The sequence below is a fragment of the Bradyrhizobium barranii subsp. apii genome, assembly GCF_011516635.5.
GTDB classification, from domain to species: Bacteria; Pseudomonadota; Alphaproteobacteria; order Rhizobiales; family Xanthobacteraceae; genus Bradyrhizobium; species Bradyrhizobium barranii.
On the sequence record NZ_CP096255.1, the window covers coordinates 8,908,283 to 8,924,600 of the forward strand.

19 protein-coding genes are annotated in these 16,318 nt (G+C 64.8%); 8 read left to right on the forward strand and 11 right to left on the reverse strand.

Annotation, left to right across the window (positions count from 1 at the left end):
- Positions 1-124: 124 nt before the first annotated feature.
- On the reverse strand, positions 125-769 hold the full coding sequence (locus HAP41_RS42655) for a response regulator transcription factor (protein ID WP_014498503.1): 645 nt from the start codon (positions 767-769) through the stop codon (positions 125-127).
- Positions 770-855: 86 nt separating this feature from the next.
- Between HAP41_RS42655 and HAP41_RS42660 the strand changes: the two genes are divergently transcribed.
- Positions 856-2,187 (forward strand): histidine kinase, encoded by a 1,332-nt coding sequence (locus tag HAP41_RS42660; RefSeq protein WP_166076641.1) that lies wholly within the window; start codon positions 856-858, stop codon positions 2,185-2,187.
- Here HAP41_RS42660 and HAP41_RS42665 read toward each other — a convergent pair whose 3' ends face one another.
- From HAP41_RS42665 to coxB, 9 genes are all read right to left on the reverse strand, one after another.
- Complete coding sequence (locus tag HAP41_RS42665) at positions 2,188-2,553, reverse strand: nuclear transport factor 2 family protein (RefSeq protein WP_085402620.1); 366 nt, start codon at positions 2,551-2,553, stop codon at positions 2,188-2,190.
- Positions 2,554-2,671: 118 nt separating this feature from the next.
- Complete coding sequence (locus tag HAP41_RS42670; RefSeq protein ID WP_166076636.1) at positions 2,672-3,424, reverse strand: SURF1 family protein; 753 nt, start codon at positions 3,422-3,424, stop codon at positions 2,672-2,674.
- A complete protein-coding gene (locus HAP41_RS42675) occupies positions 3,421-3,822 on the reverse strand; it encodes a DUF983 domain-containing protein (RefSeq protein WP_166076618.1) in 402 nt (133 codons plus the stop codon). Before HAP41_RS42675 ends, HAP41_RS42670 begins: the two co-directional genes overlap by 4 nt.
- Before the next feature lie 199 nt (positions 3,823-4,021).
- Positions 4,022-4,918: a cytochrome c oxidase subunit 3 gene (locus HAP41_RS42680; RefSeq protein ID WP_166076616.1), complete on the reverse strand. Its 897-nt coding sequence runs from the start codon at positions 4,916-4,918 to the stop codon at positions 4,022-4,024.
- A 79-nt stretch (positions 4,919-4,997) separates the two neighbouring features.
- Positions 4,998-5,648, reverse strand: coding sequence for a cytochrome c oxidase assembly protein (locus tag HAP41_RS42685; protein ID WP_063980766.1), 651 nt, complete (start codon positions 5,646-5,648; stop codon positions 4,998-5,000).
- Positions 5,649-5,653: 5 nt separating this feature from the next.
- Positions 5,654-5,830: a cytochrome c oxidase system small membrane protein gene (locus HAP41_RS42690; RefSeq protein WP_014498510.1), complete on the reverse strand. Its 177-nt coding sequence runs from the start codon at positions 5,828-5,830 to the stop codon at positions 5,654-5,656.
- On the reverse strand, positions 5,827-6,771 hold the full coding sequence (locus HAP41_RS42695; protein WP_166076593.1) for a heme o synthase: 945 nt from the start codon (positions 6,769-6,771) through the stop codon (positions 5,827-5,829). Before HAP41_RS42695 ends, HAP41_RS42690 begins: the two co-directional genes overlap by 4 nt.
- Positions 6,772-6,832: 61 nt before the next feature.
- Positions 6,833-8,458, reverse strand: a complete 1,626-nt coding sequence (gene ctaD, locus HAP41_RS42700) for a cytochrome c oxidase subunit I (protein ID WP_071916896.1) — start codon at positions 8,456-8,458, stop codon at positions 6,833-6,835.
- 88 nt (positions 8,459-8,546) lie between these two features.
- A complete protein-coding gene (gene coxB, locus HAP41_RS42705) occupies positions 8,547-9,386 on the reverse strand; it encodes a cytochrome c oxidase subunit II (RefSeq protein ID WP_063980764.1) in 840 nt (279 codons plus the stop codon).
- Between the two features lie 447 nt (positions 9,387-9,833).
- Between coxB and HAP41_RS42710 the strand changes: the two genes are divergently transcribed.
- The 5 genes from HAP41_RS42710 to HAP41_RS42730 all read left to right on the forward strand — a co-directional run bounded on the left by HAP41_RS42710 (position 9,834) and on the right by HAP41_RS42730 (position 13,632).
- Positions 9,834-10,367 carry an invasion associated locus B family protein gene (locus HAP41_RS42710; RefSeq protein WP_166076572.1) on the forward strand — a complete coding sequence of 178 codons (534 nt, stop codon included), beginning with the start codon at positions 9,834-9,836 and terminating at the stop codon, positions 10,365-10,367.
- A gap of 120 nt (positions 10,368-10,487) precedes the next feature.
- The gene (gene tldD / locus HAP41_RS42715; protein ID WP_071916899.1) at positions 10,488-11,915 is read left to right on the forward strand and encodes a metalloprotease TldD; all 1,428 of its coding nucleotides are present in this window, start codon (positions 10,488-10,490) and stop codon (positions 11,913-11,915) included.
- The gene (gene lepB / locus HAP41_RS42720; protein ID WP_028160003.1) at positions 11,912-12,688 is read left to right on the forward strand and encodes a signal peptidase I; all 777 of its coding nucleotides are present in this window, start codon (positions 11,912-11,914) and stop codon (positions 12,686-12,688) included. Before tldD ends, lepB begins: the two co-directional genes overlap by 4 nt.
- A gap of 23 nt (positions 12,689-12,711) precedes the next feature.
- Entirely contained in the window at positions 12,712-13,053 is a 342-nt protein-coding gene (locus HAP41_RS42725) for an MmcQ/YjbR family DNA-binding protein (protein WP_166076557.1), read from the forward strand.
- 12 nt (positions 13,054-13,065) lie between these two features.
- Positions 13,066-13,632: a nucleotidyltransferase family protein gene (locus HAP41_RS42730; protein WP_166105438.1), complete on the forward strand. Its 567-nt coding sequence runs from the start codon at positions 13,066-13,068 to the stop codon at positions 13,630-13,632.
- On the opposite strand, the gene HAP41_RS42735 is transcribed toward HAP41_RS42730, so the two are convergent.
- Positions 13,633-14,496, reverse strand: a complete 864-nt coding sequence (locus HAP41_RS42735) for a LysR family transcriptional regulator (RefSeq protein ID WP_063986047.1) — start codon at positions 14,494-14,496, stop codon at positions 13,633-13,635.
- A gap of 99 nt (positions 14,497-14,595) precedes the next feature.
- Between HAP41_RS42735 and HAP41_RS42740 the strand changes: the two genes are divergently transcribed.
- Both HAP41_RS42740 and HAP41_RS42745 read left to right on the forward strand, forming a co-directional pair.
- Positions 14,596-15,507, forward strand: coding sequence for a DMT family transporter (locus HAP41_RS42740; protein WP_166076551.1), 912 nt, complete (start codon positions 14,596-14,598; stop codon positions 15,505-15,507).
- 13 nt (positions 15,508-15,520) lie between these two features.
- Complete coding sequence (locus tag HAP41_RS42745) at positions 15,521-16,294, forward strand: MBL fold metallo-hydrolase (protein WP_166076533.1); 774 nt, start codon at positions 15,521-15,523, stop codon at positions 16,292-16,294.
- The last annotated feature ends 24 nt before the right edge of the window (positions 16,295-16,318 follow it).

Below are 16,318 nucleotides of genomic sequence, written 5' to 3' on the forward strand. Positions count from 1 at the left end.
GCCCGGCTAAGCGTCGAGACCCGATCCGCCCGGCCGGACCGGCTGCATCCTGGAGCAGCCGGTTCGGTGCCGGGCCGCAAGTGCGCGGGCCGCCGGTGCCCCCGGGCCGCCAGTGCCCCGGGCGTCAGCTCATCCCGATTTCCACCGCGATCCTGATCAGGTCGGAATGGTTCTTGGCGCCGAGCTTCTGCTTGAGCAGGGACGTGGTGTTGGCGACCGTCTTGTAGGAGATGCCGAGCGCCTCGGCGACCTCGACGATCTTGTCGCCACGGCCGAGCAGGCGGAGAATTTCGAGCTCCCGCGGCGTCATCTGCGAGGCCGGATTGGCCTTGATCGCTGCACCGGAGAACGTGACCGCCTCCGCGAGCTGCGGCGAGATGAAATTGTCGCCGGCGACCACCTTGCGCACCGCCTTGAGCAGAATCCGGGGATCGTCGCCCTTGGAGACATAGCCCTGCGCGCCAAGCTCGACCGCCCGTACCACGAAGGCCGGATCGTCGTTCATACTGAACATGATGATCTTGGCATCAGGGTCGTCCTTGCGGATCCGCCGCATCAGCTCGAAGCCGGAGACGTCGGGCAGGCTGATGTCGATGACGGTGACGTCGGGCCGCTTGCTGATATAGGCGCGATGCCCGGATTTGGCGTCGGTCGCCTCGTCAATACGGATCGAGTGGTCGGACGCGAAAAGGGTGCGGCATCCTGACAGCACCACGGGATGGTCGTCGACGATCAGAACTCGGGTTGCCGGCTTGGCGGTATCTTGCATCGCGCACTCTCTTGTTTTTCGACTCATAGACCGGCGGGAACAAATGGAAAGAGAAAATCCCGCCAATGCGCGTTAGAATTGACCTAATGTGGCAGCGGCTCTCGTTCAGAACACAATTGTTTCTTCCGCTCGGCTTGAGCTTCCTTGCCGCGCTGGTCATGGGCGGCGTTCTGCTCCAGACCTTCGCGACGGGGCAGCTTGCCGACGAGAATGAGCCGGGCCGACGCTCGACCCGGACGGTCGCCGAGGCCCTCAACAACAGCCTGAGGGCCTCGGACGACCCGCGGAAGATACTCGATGCATTTGTCCATTCTTTGGACAGCTCCTCGGATATTCAATTCCGTTCAGTGGAAGCAGGTCCCGCCCCCTCTCCAAAGGACAGCCTGCGCGATCTGCATGGCGTGCCGCATTGGTTCGTGGACCTGATCGCCATCCCGGACATGGACGCCGCATCTCCCGTCATCATCGACGGCAGGCGTGTCGGCGACATCGTGTTCACGCCAGACCTGTCAGCCGATCTGTTCGAGAAATGGATCGGCTTCCTGGCGCTGACGAGCCTCATCTCCGTGCTGATGATGCTGACTGGGACAATTGCCTATCTCTTTGCGGGATCGGTGCTGCGTCCCCTGCAAGATCTCGGCGCAGGCCTCACGCGAATCCGGCGCGGCGATTATGCAACGCCTATCCCGGTCGCAGGACCGCAGGAGATCCGGCAGAGCTGCGAGGAAGCCAATGCGCTGGCGCTGACGCTCGCGCAATTGAGTCAGGATAATCGCGACCTGCTGCACCGCCTGGTGTCGCTCCAGGACGACGAGCGGCGCGATCTCGCGCGCGAGCTGCACGACGAGCTCGGACCGCTATTGTTCGGCATCCGCGCCAGCACGATCGCGCTGAGCGAGACCTCGGGAAATCTCGGCAACCCGGCGCAGGAGGTGATGCGATCTGTCGAGGCGCTCCAGCAGACCAACCGCCGCATCCTCGACCGGCTGCGGCCGCTCTACATCGAGGAATTGGGGCTCGAGACCAGCGTGCAGACGCTGCTCCAGAACTTTCGCAGACAGGCGCCGCATATCAGCCTGACGGCCACGATCGATCCTGGCCTGAACGAGATCGACCGACCGCTGGCCCAAACCGTCTATCGCTTGATCCAGGAGGCGCTGACCAACGTGCTGCGCCACGCCGGGGCGAACAATGCCCATGTGCTGGCGACCATGGCCGGCGAGGTGCTCACGATTGAGATCTCCGACGACGGCGGCGGCTTTCCCGCCGACAACGTCTTCGGCCGCGGCCTGACGGGCATGCACGAGCGCGTGCGCGCGCTCAGCGGATCGCTGTCGCTGCTGCGCGCGGACCAGCGAACCTATGTGCGCTGTCGCCTGCCGGTCGAGACGGCGCGAGATGCGCCGGCGGCCGGCTAGCTAGCACGCACCATCGGCATGCGGAGTCTGCTCCGCCGGCTCGCACATGGTGCTGTAGATCTTGCCTTCGGGACTGAAGCGAAACGAGGCGTGGATACGCAGCGAGCCCGCGACGGAATATTCGAGATCGATGCCATGCGGCACTGGATTGATCTCCTCCAGACCGAAGCCTGCCGACGAGAAGGTGCTGAGCCGCGGTCCCCAGTAGGTTTCGAGCTCGCGCCGCCCGCGATAATGTCGCTTGCCGTTGCACATGCATTCGACCCGGGCGTCGTCCGCATAGAGATCGAGGAGCGTCGCGAGGTCGCCCTTCCGGCAGGCGTCCACCCAGTCGACGACAATTCCCATCTGGTCGAAATCGCTCACACCAAAATCCTGTCTGCCGCGAAAAATTTGCGTGCGGCTTAGGACCACCCTCGTGAATATGTCCTGAATAATAAACCCCGGGCGATACCGGGTTCCCTCCAGGAACCTACGGAAAATTTCAGGTCGGGTGCCGTCCCCTCGCCCAGACGCCGAATGCGATCAGCACCGCGCCGGCGAGCGCGAACCAGGTGATGGCGTATTGCAGATGATCGTCCTTCAGATGCACGTCGAGCGGGCCGGGACGCGGAATGCCGTTCTCCGGCACCGGCCGCTCCAGGTCGATGTAGAACGGCGCGACCGTGCCCCAGCCGAGCGCCCGGGACATGGCGAGATGATCGCGGGTGAACCACAGTCGTTTGTCACGCTCAGCGTCAGGCATCAGCACGCTGGCTGTTTCGGGGAAACGGACGTAGCCGGTCAACATCGCCGGCTTGTTGGTAATGAGTCGCGCGACCGCCCGATCCTGCAGGGCGCGGTCCTGTTGGGTGTTCGGCACGAAGCCCGCGTTGACCGCGACCATATCGCCGCCAGGCAGCCGTGCGGGAAGGAAAGCCCAGGTGCCGGGGCCGGAAATGTCGGAGCGGATGGCGGAGCCGGAACTGTAGACCATCGCATCCAGACGGGACTCGTAGGTCGCCGTAAATGTGACCCGACGGAATTCGTCCCGCTCCGGCGTCAGCGTGCTCCATTGCGACGGCGGCGGCAACGCAACAGGTGCCGCCGCGAGACGCTCGGTCAATGCGGCGATCAACTGATGTTTCGCGACGCGGCGCTGCAATTGCCAGACGCCGAGCGCGACCAAGACGGCGGCCAGGAAAAGCGTGAACAGCGCGAAGCCGGCCACGCGGGGCTTGCGCGCGGTCTCGTTCATTTCGCGCGGTCGACCAGCCGGCCCGGCGCCGCCTTGTGGTGGAATTGCAGCGCGATCAGCAGCGACTTCATCGCGCGCAGCGGCAAGAGCGTGGTCACGAGGATCAGCGGCAGCCACAGCGCGGCATGCAGCCAGTACGGCGGCTGGTATTTGACCTCGACGATCAGCGCGCACGCAACGACGATCCCGCCGGCCAGCATGATGATGAAGATCGCAGGACCGTCGCCGGTGTCGATGAAGGCATAGTCGAGGCCGCAGCGGTCGCAGCTGGGCGCGAGCGTCAGGAAGCCCGCATAGAGCTTGCCCTTGCCGCAGCGCGGGCACTTGCAGGCAAGCCCGCGCAGCGCGCTTTGCAGGACGGTCGTCTCGGGCTCGGATGGGCCGGCGGTATCGTTCATGATGACGGACTCTAGACATTATCGGTTCTGATTGAATCAGAACCGAAGCTCTAGATTCTTGTTTTGACGCGTTTTCTTCACGCGAACCGGTATCCGCTTCGCTCGAAAACGCTCGATCACAGTTTCCGCCGAAGCTTCCGGCGGCCCAAAAGCGAAAGGGCGGCCCTGCGGCCGCCCTTTCTGATCGGTCCAATGCGGCTCAGTGCGCGCCGTGGGCCATGGTCTCGGCGCCGTGTCCCCACACATAGATGCAGAGGAACAGGAACAGCCAAACCACGTCGACGAAGTGCCAGTACCAGGCGGCGAACTCGAAGCCGAGGTGCTGTGTCGGGGTGAAGTGGCCGGCATAGGCGCGGAACAGGCAGACCAGCAGGAAGATGGTGCCGACCAGCACATGGAAACCATGGAAGCCGGTCGCCATGAAGAAGGTCGCGCCATAGACATTGCCGCCGAACGAGAACGCCGCGTGGCTGTACTCATAGGCCTGCACGCAGGTGAAGAGCGCGCCGAGCACGACGGTGAGGATCAGGCCGTATTTCAGGCCCTGGCGATCGTTCTCGAGCAACGCATGGTGCGCCCAGGTCACGGTGGTGCCTGATGTCAGCAGGATCAGCGTGTTCAGGAGCGGCAGATGCCAGGGATCGAAGGTCTCGATGCCATGCGGCGGCCAGGTGCCGGGCACGGCGCAGGCGCCAGCCGCGGTGCCGAGACCGCAGCCGAACACGGCGTCGCGCGTGGCGTGGACGGCGTCGGCCGGGAACAGCGCCGCGTTGAAATAGGCCCAGAACCAGGCGACGAAGAACATCACCTCGGAGGCGATGAACAGGATCATGCCGTAGCGGTGATGCAGCTGCACGACGCGGGTGTGATCGCCCTTGTACTGGGCTTCCTTGATCACATCGGCCCACCAGCTCGCCATGGTGTAGATCACGCCGACGGTGCCGGCACCGAAGATGATCGGCGCGGCCGAGAACATGTGGTGCATCCAGGTGATCGCACCGACCGCCATGACAAAGGCCGAGATGGAGCCGACGATGGGCCACGGGGAGGGATCCACCAGGTGGTAGTCGTGATGCTTGGTGTGCGCCGTTGCCATTTGCGGTCTCTCTCCTCAATCCCGTGCCTGTCCGGCACTTATCCCCTTGTGTCCAACCCCCGCGGCATGAGCCCGGCGGTCAGAGATTTCCCTTGCGTTTGTCGTCTTCGCCCGACGCCAGCGGCTTCACGACGGGATCGCGCACCGGATAGAACGTGTAGGACAACGTGATCGTGTTCAGCCCGTCGTTCTCGTGATCGTCGGCGATCGACGGATCGACGTAGAACACGACCGGCATCTCGCGCTTCTCGCCGGGCGCCATGGTCTGTTCGGTGAAGCAGAAGCAGTTGATCTTCTGGAAGTAGGAGCCGACCGTCAGCGGGGCGACGTTGTAGGCCGCCTGGCCCGCAGTGGTGCGCGCGGCCTGGTTGGTCACGGTGTAAAAGACGGTCACGACCTGGCCGATATTGACCTCGATCTCGCTCTGCTCCGGCTCGAACTTCCAGGGCAGGCCGGGCGCGACGTTGGAATCGAAGCGCACCGCGATCTTGCGCGCGATCGGCCCCGTGGCCGGTGCGGAGGTCGCAACCTGTGTCGTGCCGTTGAAGCCGGTGGCGCGGCAGAACCAGTTGTAGAACGGCACCGCCGCGTAGGAGGCACCGACCATCAGCGCCACCACGCCGCCGCAGATCGAGGCGACCAGCACGTCGCGGCCAAGACCCTTGGAAGGCCCCCGCCCCTGCTTGGCCGTCCGGCTCTGATCCCGCGATATGGTGGGCTCTCGATCCATGTTTCCTACATCGGCCGGACGAGTACTGCCGGTCCCTTGACGATGGTGACGGCGAAGAACAGCACCACGAGCACGCCGAGCGCGAGCGCGATCGCGATCGAGCGCTGGCGGCGGCTCTTCTTCTGCGCCTCCGTGAGGACGATTCCATTCATCTCAGGTTTGTCGGCCATTCCAGCGATCATGCGCCCCCTACCATCGGAGCAAGCGCCCGGAACACGACTTCGGCCAGCAGGGTCGCAAACAGTGCGAACAGATAAAGGATGGAGAAGGCGAACAGCTTGCGGGTCGCGCGCAGCGATTGGCTGCGCTCGCGGCGCACATAGACGTTGATCGCGAGCACAAGCATGCCGGCGCCGAGGATCAGCGAGACGATGCCGTAGATGGCGTCGAAATAGCCGAGCGCCCACGGGGCGGCGGCGACCGCGATCAGCACGATGGTGTAGAGCAGGATCTGAAGCCGCGTCGCGTCGGGACCGGCGACGTTCGGCAGCATCGGAATGCCGGCACGCGCGTAGTCGTCGGAGCGGAACAGCGCCAGCGCCCAGAAGTGCGGCGGCGTCCAGAAGAAGATGATGGCGAACAGCAGCAGCGGCTCGACGTCGACGGTGCCCGTGACCGCGGCCCACGCCACCACCGGCGGCAGCGCACCAGCGGCGCCTCCAATTACGATGTTCTGTGCGGTCCGGCGCTTCAGGATCATCGTGTAGATCACGACGTAGAAGAAGATGGTGAAGGCGAGCAGCGCGCCCGCGATCCAGTTGACGAGGATGCCGAGCGTCATCACCGAGAAGAAGGCGAGCGTCATGCCGAACGCCATCGCCTCGGGACGGGTGATGCGGCCGCGCGGAATCGGCCGGTTTGCCGTGCGCGACATCTTGGCGTCGATATCGCCCTCGAGCGCCATGTTGAGCGCCCCGGAAGCGCCGGCACCGACTGCGATGCAGAGCAGCGAGGTGATGGCCAGCACCGGGTGGAAATGCCCGGGCGCCATCGCCAGTCCGACCAGCGCGGTGAAGATCACCAGCGACATCACCCGCGGCTTGAGCAGCGCAATGTAGTCACCCACCTCCGCTTCGGAGATGCGGGGATCGATGTCGATGGCGTTGTGGTCGAGGACGGACACTAGTTTTGACTCGCTTCGCTAAAGAGCCGCGGCGCCCGTCACGGGCGCCGCGAGCGTTGGTTTACTGCACGCGGGGCAGCACTTCGAACTGATGGAAGGGCGGCGGCGAAGGCAGCGTCCATTCCAGCGTGGTCGCGCCCGCACCCCACGGATTGTCGCCGGCCGGCACCTTTTTCGCGAAGGCGTCGAACACGCAGTAGAGGAAAATCAACACGCCGAAGCCGGAGATGTAGGAGCCGACCGAGGAGACCAGGTTCCAGCCGGCGAACGCGTCGGGATAGTCGACGTAGCGGCGCGGCATGCCCGACAGGCCGAGGAAGTGCTGCGGGAAGAACACAAGGTTCACACCGATGAAGGTGACCCAGAAATGCGCCTTCGCCAGCGTCTCGTTGTACATGTAGCCCGACATCTTCGGGAACCAGTAGTACCAGCCGGCAAAGATCCCGAACACCGCACCGAGCGACAGCACGTAATGGAAGTGCGCAACGACGTAGTAGGTCTCCTGGAGCACGCGGTCGACGCCGGCATTCGCCAGCACGACGCCGGTGACACCGCCGACCGTGAACAGGAAGATGAAGCCCACCGCCCAGATCATCGGCGCACGGAACTCGATCGAGCCGCCCCACATCGTGGCGATCCACGAGAAGATCTTCACGCCGGTCGGAACCGCGATGACCATCGTCGCGGCGACGAAATAGGCCTGCGTCGCCGAGGACATGCCGACCGTGTACATGTGGTGCGCCCAGACCACGAAGCCGATGCCGCCGATCGCGACCATGGCGTAGGCCATGCCGAGATAGCCGAACACGGGCTTGCGCGAGAAGGTCGAGACGATCTGGCTGACCATGCCGAAGGCGGGCAGGATCAGGATGTACACCTCGGGGTGACCGAAGAACCAGAACAGATGCTGGAACAGCACGGGGTCGCCGCCGCCGTCGGGCGCGAAGAACGTCGTGCCGAAATTGCGGTCGGTGAGCAGCATAGTGATCGCACCGGCGAGCACCGGCAGCGACAACAGCAGCAGAAACACCGTCACCAGGATCGACCACACGAACAGCGGCATCTTGTGCAGGGTCATGCCCGGCGCGCGCATGTTGAAGATCGTGGTGATGAAGTTGATGGCGCCGAGGATCGACGAGGCGCCCGCCAGATGCAGCGACAGGATCGCGAAGTCGACGGCCGGCCCCGGATGGCCCGAGCTCGACAGCGGCACGTACATGGTCCAGCCGGCGCCGACGCCGTTGGCACCCGGTTCGCCCTCGACGAAGGTCGACATCAGCAGCAGCGCGAAGGAGGCCGGCAGCAGCCAGAACGAGATGTTGTTCATGCGCGGGAACGCCATGTCGGGCGCGCCGATCATCAGCGGCACAAACCAGTTGCCGAAGCCGCCGATCATCGCGGGCATGACCATGAAGAAGATCATGATCAGGCCGTGAGAGGTCACGAACACATTATAGGTGTGCGTCTCGTGGAAGATCTGCACGCCCGGATACATCAGCTCGGCACGGATCGCGATCGACATCGCGGCACCGATCACGCCGGCGATGACCGCGAAGATCAGGTACATCGTACCGATGTCCTTGTGGTTGGTCGAATAGACGTAGCGCCGCCATCCGGTCGGATGGGCGTGCTCGTCATGTCCGTGGTCTTGTGCGTGATCGCCGTGTGTCGCTGCGCTCGTTGCCATTTTCAAATCCTGCCTTGCGTCCCGTTCGGACCTTGTGCGGTCCCACCCTTTATGTCGCCTTCAGTCCCCTCGAGCCGTCGTCCGGCGCTTACTGCGTCGGGCCGGCCGCGGAGGCGAAAGTGCTGGTGCCGCCGCTCGCATATTTCTTCTTTGCCGTTTCGACCCAGGAGGCGAAGTCCTTGTCCTCCACGACGCGAATCGCGATCGGCATGAAGGCGTGGTCCTTGCCGCAGAGCTCCGAGCACTGGCCGTAGAACATGCCGGTCTTGGTGGCCTTGAACCAGGTCTCGTTCAGCCGCCCCGGAATGGCGTCGATCTTGACGCCGAAAGCCGGCAGCGCAAAGGCGTGGATGACGTCCGCGCCGGTGACCTGAACACGAATCACCTTGTTGACCGGCACCACCATCTCGTTGTCGACGCCGAGGAGACGGGGCTGCTTGTCCTGGGCCATCAGCGAGTCGAACTCGAACTTGCCGTTATCAGGATAGGCATAGGACCAGTACCACTGCTTGCCGGTGGCCTTGATGGTCAAATCCGCCTTCGGCACGTCGAGCTCGAGGAACAGCAGGCGGAACGACGGCACCGAGATACCAACCAGGATCAGCACCGGAACGAGCGTCCAGGCCACCTCGATCAGCGTGTTGTGCGTGGTCCGCGACGGCACCGGATTGGCCTTCGCGTTGAACTTCATGACCACGATAACCAGCAACGCCAGAACGAACAGCGTGATCAGCGTGATCAGCACGAACAGAAAGTTGTGGAACCAGACGATATTGTCCATCACCGGCGAGGCGGATTGCTGGAGCGTCCATTCCCACGGCGCCGGCTGCCCGAGTTCGGCATATGCCGCACCGCCCGTCGCCAGCGTCAGACCCGCCACGGCCAATCCCAGCAAGTGCCGGCCCACATGGCCCATCGACATCCTCATGCCGTTCGCGCTCCCCTAACGAAATCACCCCAAGTGCATCCCCCTATTTCCGGGAAACGCTTATTCGATCCGCCCGTCTGACAAACCGCCGCGCAAGAATACCTCTAAGAGGAATTGGGGCCAGATCGCTAGAACGCCGAAATCAAGCCTCTCAAACCATAATTCTTGATCTATCGCAATGCAGTCTTGAGACCCGTCTGTCAGCCATCACCCGCAAGATATTTCCTAGTAACATCAGAGAAAAATACCGTTTCCCGGGATGCCGCGGCTTGACAGCGGCATTGCCCGCGGTAGGCACTGGCAGACAGCCGCGCAGGAACCTGATTCGTGCGGGCGATGGCGGTGTTGGCGGCGCGGAACTTGCTTGCGAATCGCCTTCAAGACGCCGTCATTCCCGTATCAGTCCGCCAGGCACGAGCTACCCAGGCGAGCAGAGGGACCGACCCGATGGGGTTTTCGAGAACCATGGCAAGGCAGGCGAGCGGCCTCACGATGCTGGCGGCCCTGCTGGCGGTGGTCGTTGTCATGGCGCTGTCGGGCCTCGCCCATGCGCAGGGCGCGGTGCGCTCCGTCCATGGCGACTGGCAGATCCGCTGCGACACCCCGCCCGGCGCCCAGACCGAGCAATGCGCCCTGATCCAGAGCGTGGTGGCCGAAGACCGCTCCAATGCCGGCCTTACCGTGATCGTGCTCAAGACCGCCGACCAGAAGAGCCGGCTGATGCGGGTGGTGGCACCGCTCGGCGTGCTGCTGCCCTCCGGCCTTGGACTGAAGCTCGACAACCAGGACGTCGGCCGCGCCGGCTTCGTCCGCTGCCTGCCCAATGGCTGCGTCGCCGAGGTCGTCATGGACGACAAGCTGCTCGGCCAGCTCCGCGCCGCCAAGACCGCGACCTTCATCATCTTCGAGACCCCGGAAGAAGGCATCGGCTTCCCGCTCAGCCTGAACGGGCTCGGCGAGGGCTATGACAAGCTGCCGTAGGGCGGCTGGCGCGTCCGCGCGCGGCGAATCCTATCGTTTCGTAATGTGGCACCTGGCACCCTCGCGGAACCGCCGGGAAACCATTATCTTGCCCTAGATCTTCCGATAATGGACGGACGCATGACCAATCCAGCCACAACCTCCCTGCTCGACCGCGCCAATCTCGACCGCGACCAGGTCCGCAACGAGGTCGCACGCGGGCTTGCCGGTGCCGACGACGGCGAACTGTTCCTGGAATACAGCCAGACCGAAGCGCTGATGTTCGACAATGGGCGGCTGAAGCAGGCGACCTATGACACCTCGCAGGGCTTTGGTCTGCGCGCCGTCAAGGACGACGCGGTCGGCTATGCCCATTCCTCCGACGTCTCGCTGCCGGCGCTGATTCGCGCCGCCGACGCGGTCGCTGCCGTGCGCGGCGGCTATTCGGGCAGCTTCGCGGCCCCGCCGGCGCATACCAACGTGCGGCTTTATAGCGACGACAATCCGCTGGATGCGCCGGGCTTCGAGACCAAGGTGAAGCTGCTCGCCGAGATCGACGCTTACTTGCGCGACAAGGATCCGCGGGTGCGGCAGGTCAGCGTCAGCCTGGGGGCGACCTGGCAGGTCGTCGAAATCCTGCGGCCCGACGGCGAGAGCTATCGCGACATCCGCCCGCTGGTGCGCGTCAACGTCTCCGTCGTTGCCGGTCAGGGCGACCGCCAGGAGAGCGGCAGCAAGGGCTATGGGGGCCGCGCCGGCTATGCCGAATTCATCGAGAGCAAGAACTGGCGCGACGCAGCCGACGGCGCGCTGCGCGAAGCCCTGGTCAATCTGGAATCGATCCCCGCCCCCGCCGGCGAGATGGACGTCGTGCTTGGTGCCGGCTGGCCCGGCGTGATGCTGCATGAGGCGGTCGGTCACGGCCTCGAAGGCGATTTCAACCGTAAGAAGACGTCCGCGTTCGCCGGCCTGATGGGCCAGCAGGTGGCAGCCAAGGGCGTCACCGTGATCGACGACGGCACCATTGCCTCGCGCCGCGGCTCGCTGTCGATCGACGACGAGGGCACGCCGACCAACCGCACCGTGCTGATCGAGGACGGCATTCTGGTCGGCTACATGCAGGACCGCCAGAACGCGCGCCTGATGAACATGAAGCCGACCGGCAACGGCCGCCGCCAGGGCTACGCTCACGTGCCGATGCCGCGCATGACCAACACCTACATGCTCGCGGGCGACCGCGACCCGGCCGAGATCCTCGCCTCCGTGAAGAACGGCGTCTTCGCCGCGAATTTCGGCGGCGGCCAGGTCGACATCACCTCGGGCAAATACGTCTTTCAGTGCACCGAGGCCTACAAGATCGAGAACGGCAAGATTGGCGCGCCGCTGAAGGGCGCCATGCTGATCGGCAACGGGCCGACTGACCTGCATCGCATCCGCATGATCGGCAACGATCTCGCGCTGGATACCGGCATCGGCACCTGCGGCAAGAACGGTCAGGGCGTGCCCGTCGGCGTCGGCCAGCCGTCGCTTCTGATGGAACGTATTACAGTAGGTGGAACGGGCGCATGAGCGTTGAGAAGGTAACTGTCCCCGCCAAGCGGAAGAGCAGCGGCTGGGCTGGTCAGCTGATGCAGCTCGCCGGCATCGTCGCCGCCGTGTTCATCGCCAAGGGCGCGCTCGCCGAGCCGTTCTATGTACCGTCGGGTTCGATGGAGCCGACGCTCCTGATCGGCGATGCGCTGCTCGCCTCGAAATTCCCTTATGGCTACGGCACCTCGTCACTGCCGATCCAGATCAACCTGCCCGAAAGCGGCCGCGTCTTCGCGGAGACGCCGAAGCAGGGCGACGTCGTCGTGTTCCGCTGGCCCGGCGATCGCTCGCAGGCCTGGGTCAAGCGCGTCGTGGGTCTGCCCGGCGACCGCATCCAGATGCGGCAGGGCCAGCTCTTCATCAACGACCGTCCCGCCGAGCTGAAGCCGGATGGTGTCGGCGCCGCCGAAGACGACAATGGCGGCAGCGAGCCTGCCTACCGCTACATCGAGACCCTGCCGAACGGCGTGTCGCATCTGATCTTCAAGATGCGCGACAACGGTCCGCTCGACAACACGCCGGAGGTGACGGTGCCGCCCGGCCATCTCTTCGTGCTCGGCGATAACCGCGACAATTCCGCGGACAGCCGCGTGCCCCTGCGCTCCGGCGGCGTCGGTCTGCTGCCGATCGACAATCTGGTCGGACGCGCGGATGCCGTGCTCGGCTCCTGGGATCTCGGCATGCGCGGCCAGCCGGTGTGGACCTGGCTCTCCGGCTTCCGGCTCGCGCGGTTCTTCACCGCCGTGCACTGAGCTGATCCCAAGGTCTTGATCAAATGACCTTCGACGACGTCAGAAAATTTGCGCTGACGTGGCCGGAGGTCGAGGACGGCACCTCCTACGGCACGCCCGCGCTGAAAGTGCGCAAGAAGATGCTGGCGCGGCTGAAGGAGGACGGCGACAGTCTCGTCGTGCCCGACGTTCCCATCGACGAGCGCGCCATGCTGGTCGAGAGCCAGCCAAAAATCTTCTATTTCACCGATCACTACGCCGACTATCCGATCGTGCTGATCCGCCTGTCCAAGGCGAAGCGCGCGATCGTGGAGCCGTTCCTGCGGCGGCGCTGGCGGGGCCTCGCCTCGAAGACCGCGCGCGCCGCGTTCGATGCCAGCGCGTGAATCGTGGCCGCGATGGATCGCGACCGCTTCCTCACGCTGGCGCTGAAGAACCCGGTCAATGTTGCAATCATCGGCGAGCTCGCCTCGCTCGCGCTTCCCGATGCATGGCTGGTGTCGGGGTGCCTGGTGCAGACGGCGTGGAACGTACTCACGGACCGCGCGGTCGATCATGGCATCGCCGATTACGACGTGTTCTATTTCGATCCTGACACCTCATGGGAGGCGGAGGACACGGTGATCCGCACGCTGCACGCGCGGCTCTCGCATCTCGGCGTCAAGATCGAGACCCGCAACCAGGCGCGCGTGCACCTTTGGTATCCCGGCAAGCACGGCCTGCCCTATCCGCCCCTAACCTGCTCGACCGACGGCATCGACCGTTTCCTCACCCAGAACACGCAAGTCGGTGTGAGGCACGGAGGCGACGGCTACGAGGTCTACGCGCCGCGCGGCTTCGACGACATAGCCGGATTGATCGCGCGGCCCAATCCGGGCCCGAACTTCTCTGCGGCAAGTTACGCGGTGAAGGCCGCGCGATGGAAGGCGTTGTGGCCGGAACTCACGGTGATTGCCGCGGAGTGATCACGCCGCCTTGGCCTGTACATTGTCGCAGAACTCCGCGAGCCGATCCGCAAGCCGCAGCGTTGCGGGGCTGGCACCGGGCGAAGCCATCAGCGCCACTTCGGTCCGGTTGATCGGCTCAAAGCCGTCCTTGGCGGTCAGCACGCGGTGGTCGGACTGGATCGACATCTCCGAGAGAATGCTGAGGCCCATGCCGGCGGCAACCGCCGCCTGGATGCCGGCAAGGCTCGACGACGAGTAGGACATGTGCCAGGCGCGGCCCGCGCTTTCCAGCGCGTGGATGGCGCCGGCGCGATAGAGACAGCCGAGCGGAAATCCGATCAGCGGCACGGACGAGGCGTTGACGTCGACCGGATGGCTCTTGCTCGTGACCCAGTGCACCCGCTCCGGCCACACCGCGATAGCGCCTTTCGCGCCGGCCTCGCGCTTGAACAAGGCGAGGTCGAGCTCGCCGCGTTCGAGGTCGCGGGACAGGTTCTTGCTCTGGTCGGCGCGCACATCCATTCGCAGACCCGGATGTGAGCGCGAGAATGCGCCGAGCAGTTTTGCCAACCGGTAGGCCGCAAAATCCTCGGGGATGCCGAGCCGGATCGCGCCTTCACTGTCGGGCTCGCGCAGCACGTCGCGCGCCTCCTCGGCGAGCGTGAGCAGCCGCCGGGCATAGGACAGCAGCCGTTCGCCGGCCTCGGTGGGGCGCACGTCCTTGCCGTCGCGGTGCAACAGCACCTGGCCGACGTCCTCCTCCAGCCGCTTGATCTGCTGGCTGACGGTCGATTGCGTGCGGTGGACGCGCTCGCCGGCGCGGGTGAAGCCGCCGGCCTCGACCACCGAGACGAAGCTGCGCAGGAGCTCCAGGTCGAGCATGGCTGCTCTCCATTCGAAAATCCACTGATCGGAAGTTAATCATTTAATTTCCAAATGACAAGCCGTCTCCCTAGATCGAGGGTTCAGGAGAATGCCCTCATGTCGCTCGCCACCTCGCTTCCCGCAGCCCCCAGCCGGTTCAACACGCTACCGCTCGCCATCGGACTGTTTTGCCTGCTCTGGAGCTATGCCTTCGTCGCCGGAAAGATCGGCGTCACCCACTGCCCGCCGCTGATCCTGCTCGCCGCGCGCTTCTCGCTCGCCGGCATTTTGATCCTCGGCGCGACGCTGATCCGCGGTGATGGCTGGTCCTTGTCCTGGCGCGATGCCGCGATCTTCGCCGTGCTCGGCATTGCCAACAATGCACTCTATCTCGGGCTCGGCTACACCGGCCTGCAATCGATCTCCGCCGGCCTCGGCGGCCTGATCGTCTCGGCCAATCCGGTCTTCACGGCGGCGCTCGCTGCGTTGCTGCTTGGCGAAGGCATGACCTGGCGCAAGGCGGGCGGTCTCCTGCTCGGCATCATCGGCGTCACCCTGATCGTCTGGCATCGCCTGTCGGTCGGCACAGACTCCCTGCACGGCATCGTCTTCACCCTGGCCTCGCTCGCCTCCATCGTCGCCGGCACGATTCTGTTCAAGCTGCTCGCGCCGAAGGGAAGCCTGTGGATCGGCAACGGCGTGCAGAACCTCGCCGCCGGCATCGTGCTGACGCCGGTCGCGTTCACCTTCGCCGACGTCCACGCAATCGATTTCACCCCGGGCCTGGTCGGCGCCTTCGCCTTTCTCGTGCTCGGCGGCTCGATCCTCGCCTACTGGCTCTGGTTTCATCTCCTGAAAGTGTGTGGCGCAACGGCTGCGAGCGCCTATCATTTCCTGATGCCGCCGCTCGGCATGCTGTTCGCCTACATCGTGCTCAGCGAGCATGTCGAGGCCCGCGACCTGCTCGGCATCATCCCGGTCGCGCTCGGAATTTACCTGGTGACGCGCCCCGCAAAGCCCGTCGCGTAAGAGGAGTTTTCTGATGCCCATTTCCATCACCCTGATCGGCGGCCCCACCGCGCTGATCGAGATCGACGGGTTCCGCCTGCTCACCGATCCGACCTTCGATGCGCCGGGCGCCTATCAGCTGCCGCATGTGACGCTGGAGAAGACGATCGGTCCCGCACTGAAGGCCGACGCGATCGGCCCGGTCGATGCCGTCCTGCTCAGCCACGACCAGCACTCGGACAATCTCGACAATTCCGGCCGCGCGTTTCTCAAACACGCAAAGCGCGTGCTGACGACCGAGGCCGGCGCAAAACGCCTCGGCGGCCATGTCGAGGGCCTCGCGCCCTGGGCGACCTCGCATGTGAAGGACCGTGACGGCAACACTCTGACGATCACCGCGACGCCGGCGCGCCACGGCCCCGCCGGCATCGAGCCGCTGTCGGGCGACGTCATCGGCTTCGTGGTGTCCTCGAGCCGGACGGACACGAGCGACGTCTACATCAGCGGCGACACCACCTGGTTCAACGGCGTCGCCGAGGTCGCGCGCCGCTTCAAATGCGGCGTGGTGCTGCCGTTCGCGGGCGCGGCGCAAACCCGCGGGCCGTTCCATCTCACCATGGACACCAACGACACCATCGAGACGGCGCGCGCCTTTCCGGATGCGATGATCGTGCCCTTGCATACCGAGGGCTGGGCGCATTTCCGCCAGGACGGCGAGGATCTGCGCAAGACCTTTGATGTGCTCGGCTTCGGCACCCGGTTGCGATTGCTGGTGCCGGGCGTGCCGACGGTGGTTGAGGCGCCGTGAGTTAAGCTGTCGCGCGCTTCTCTT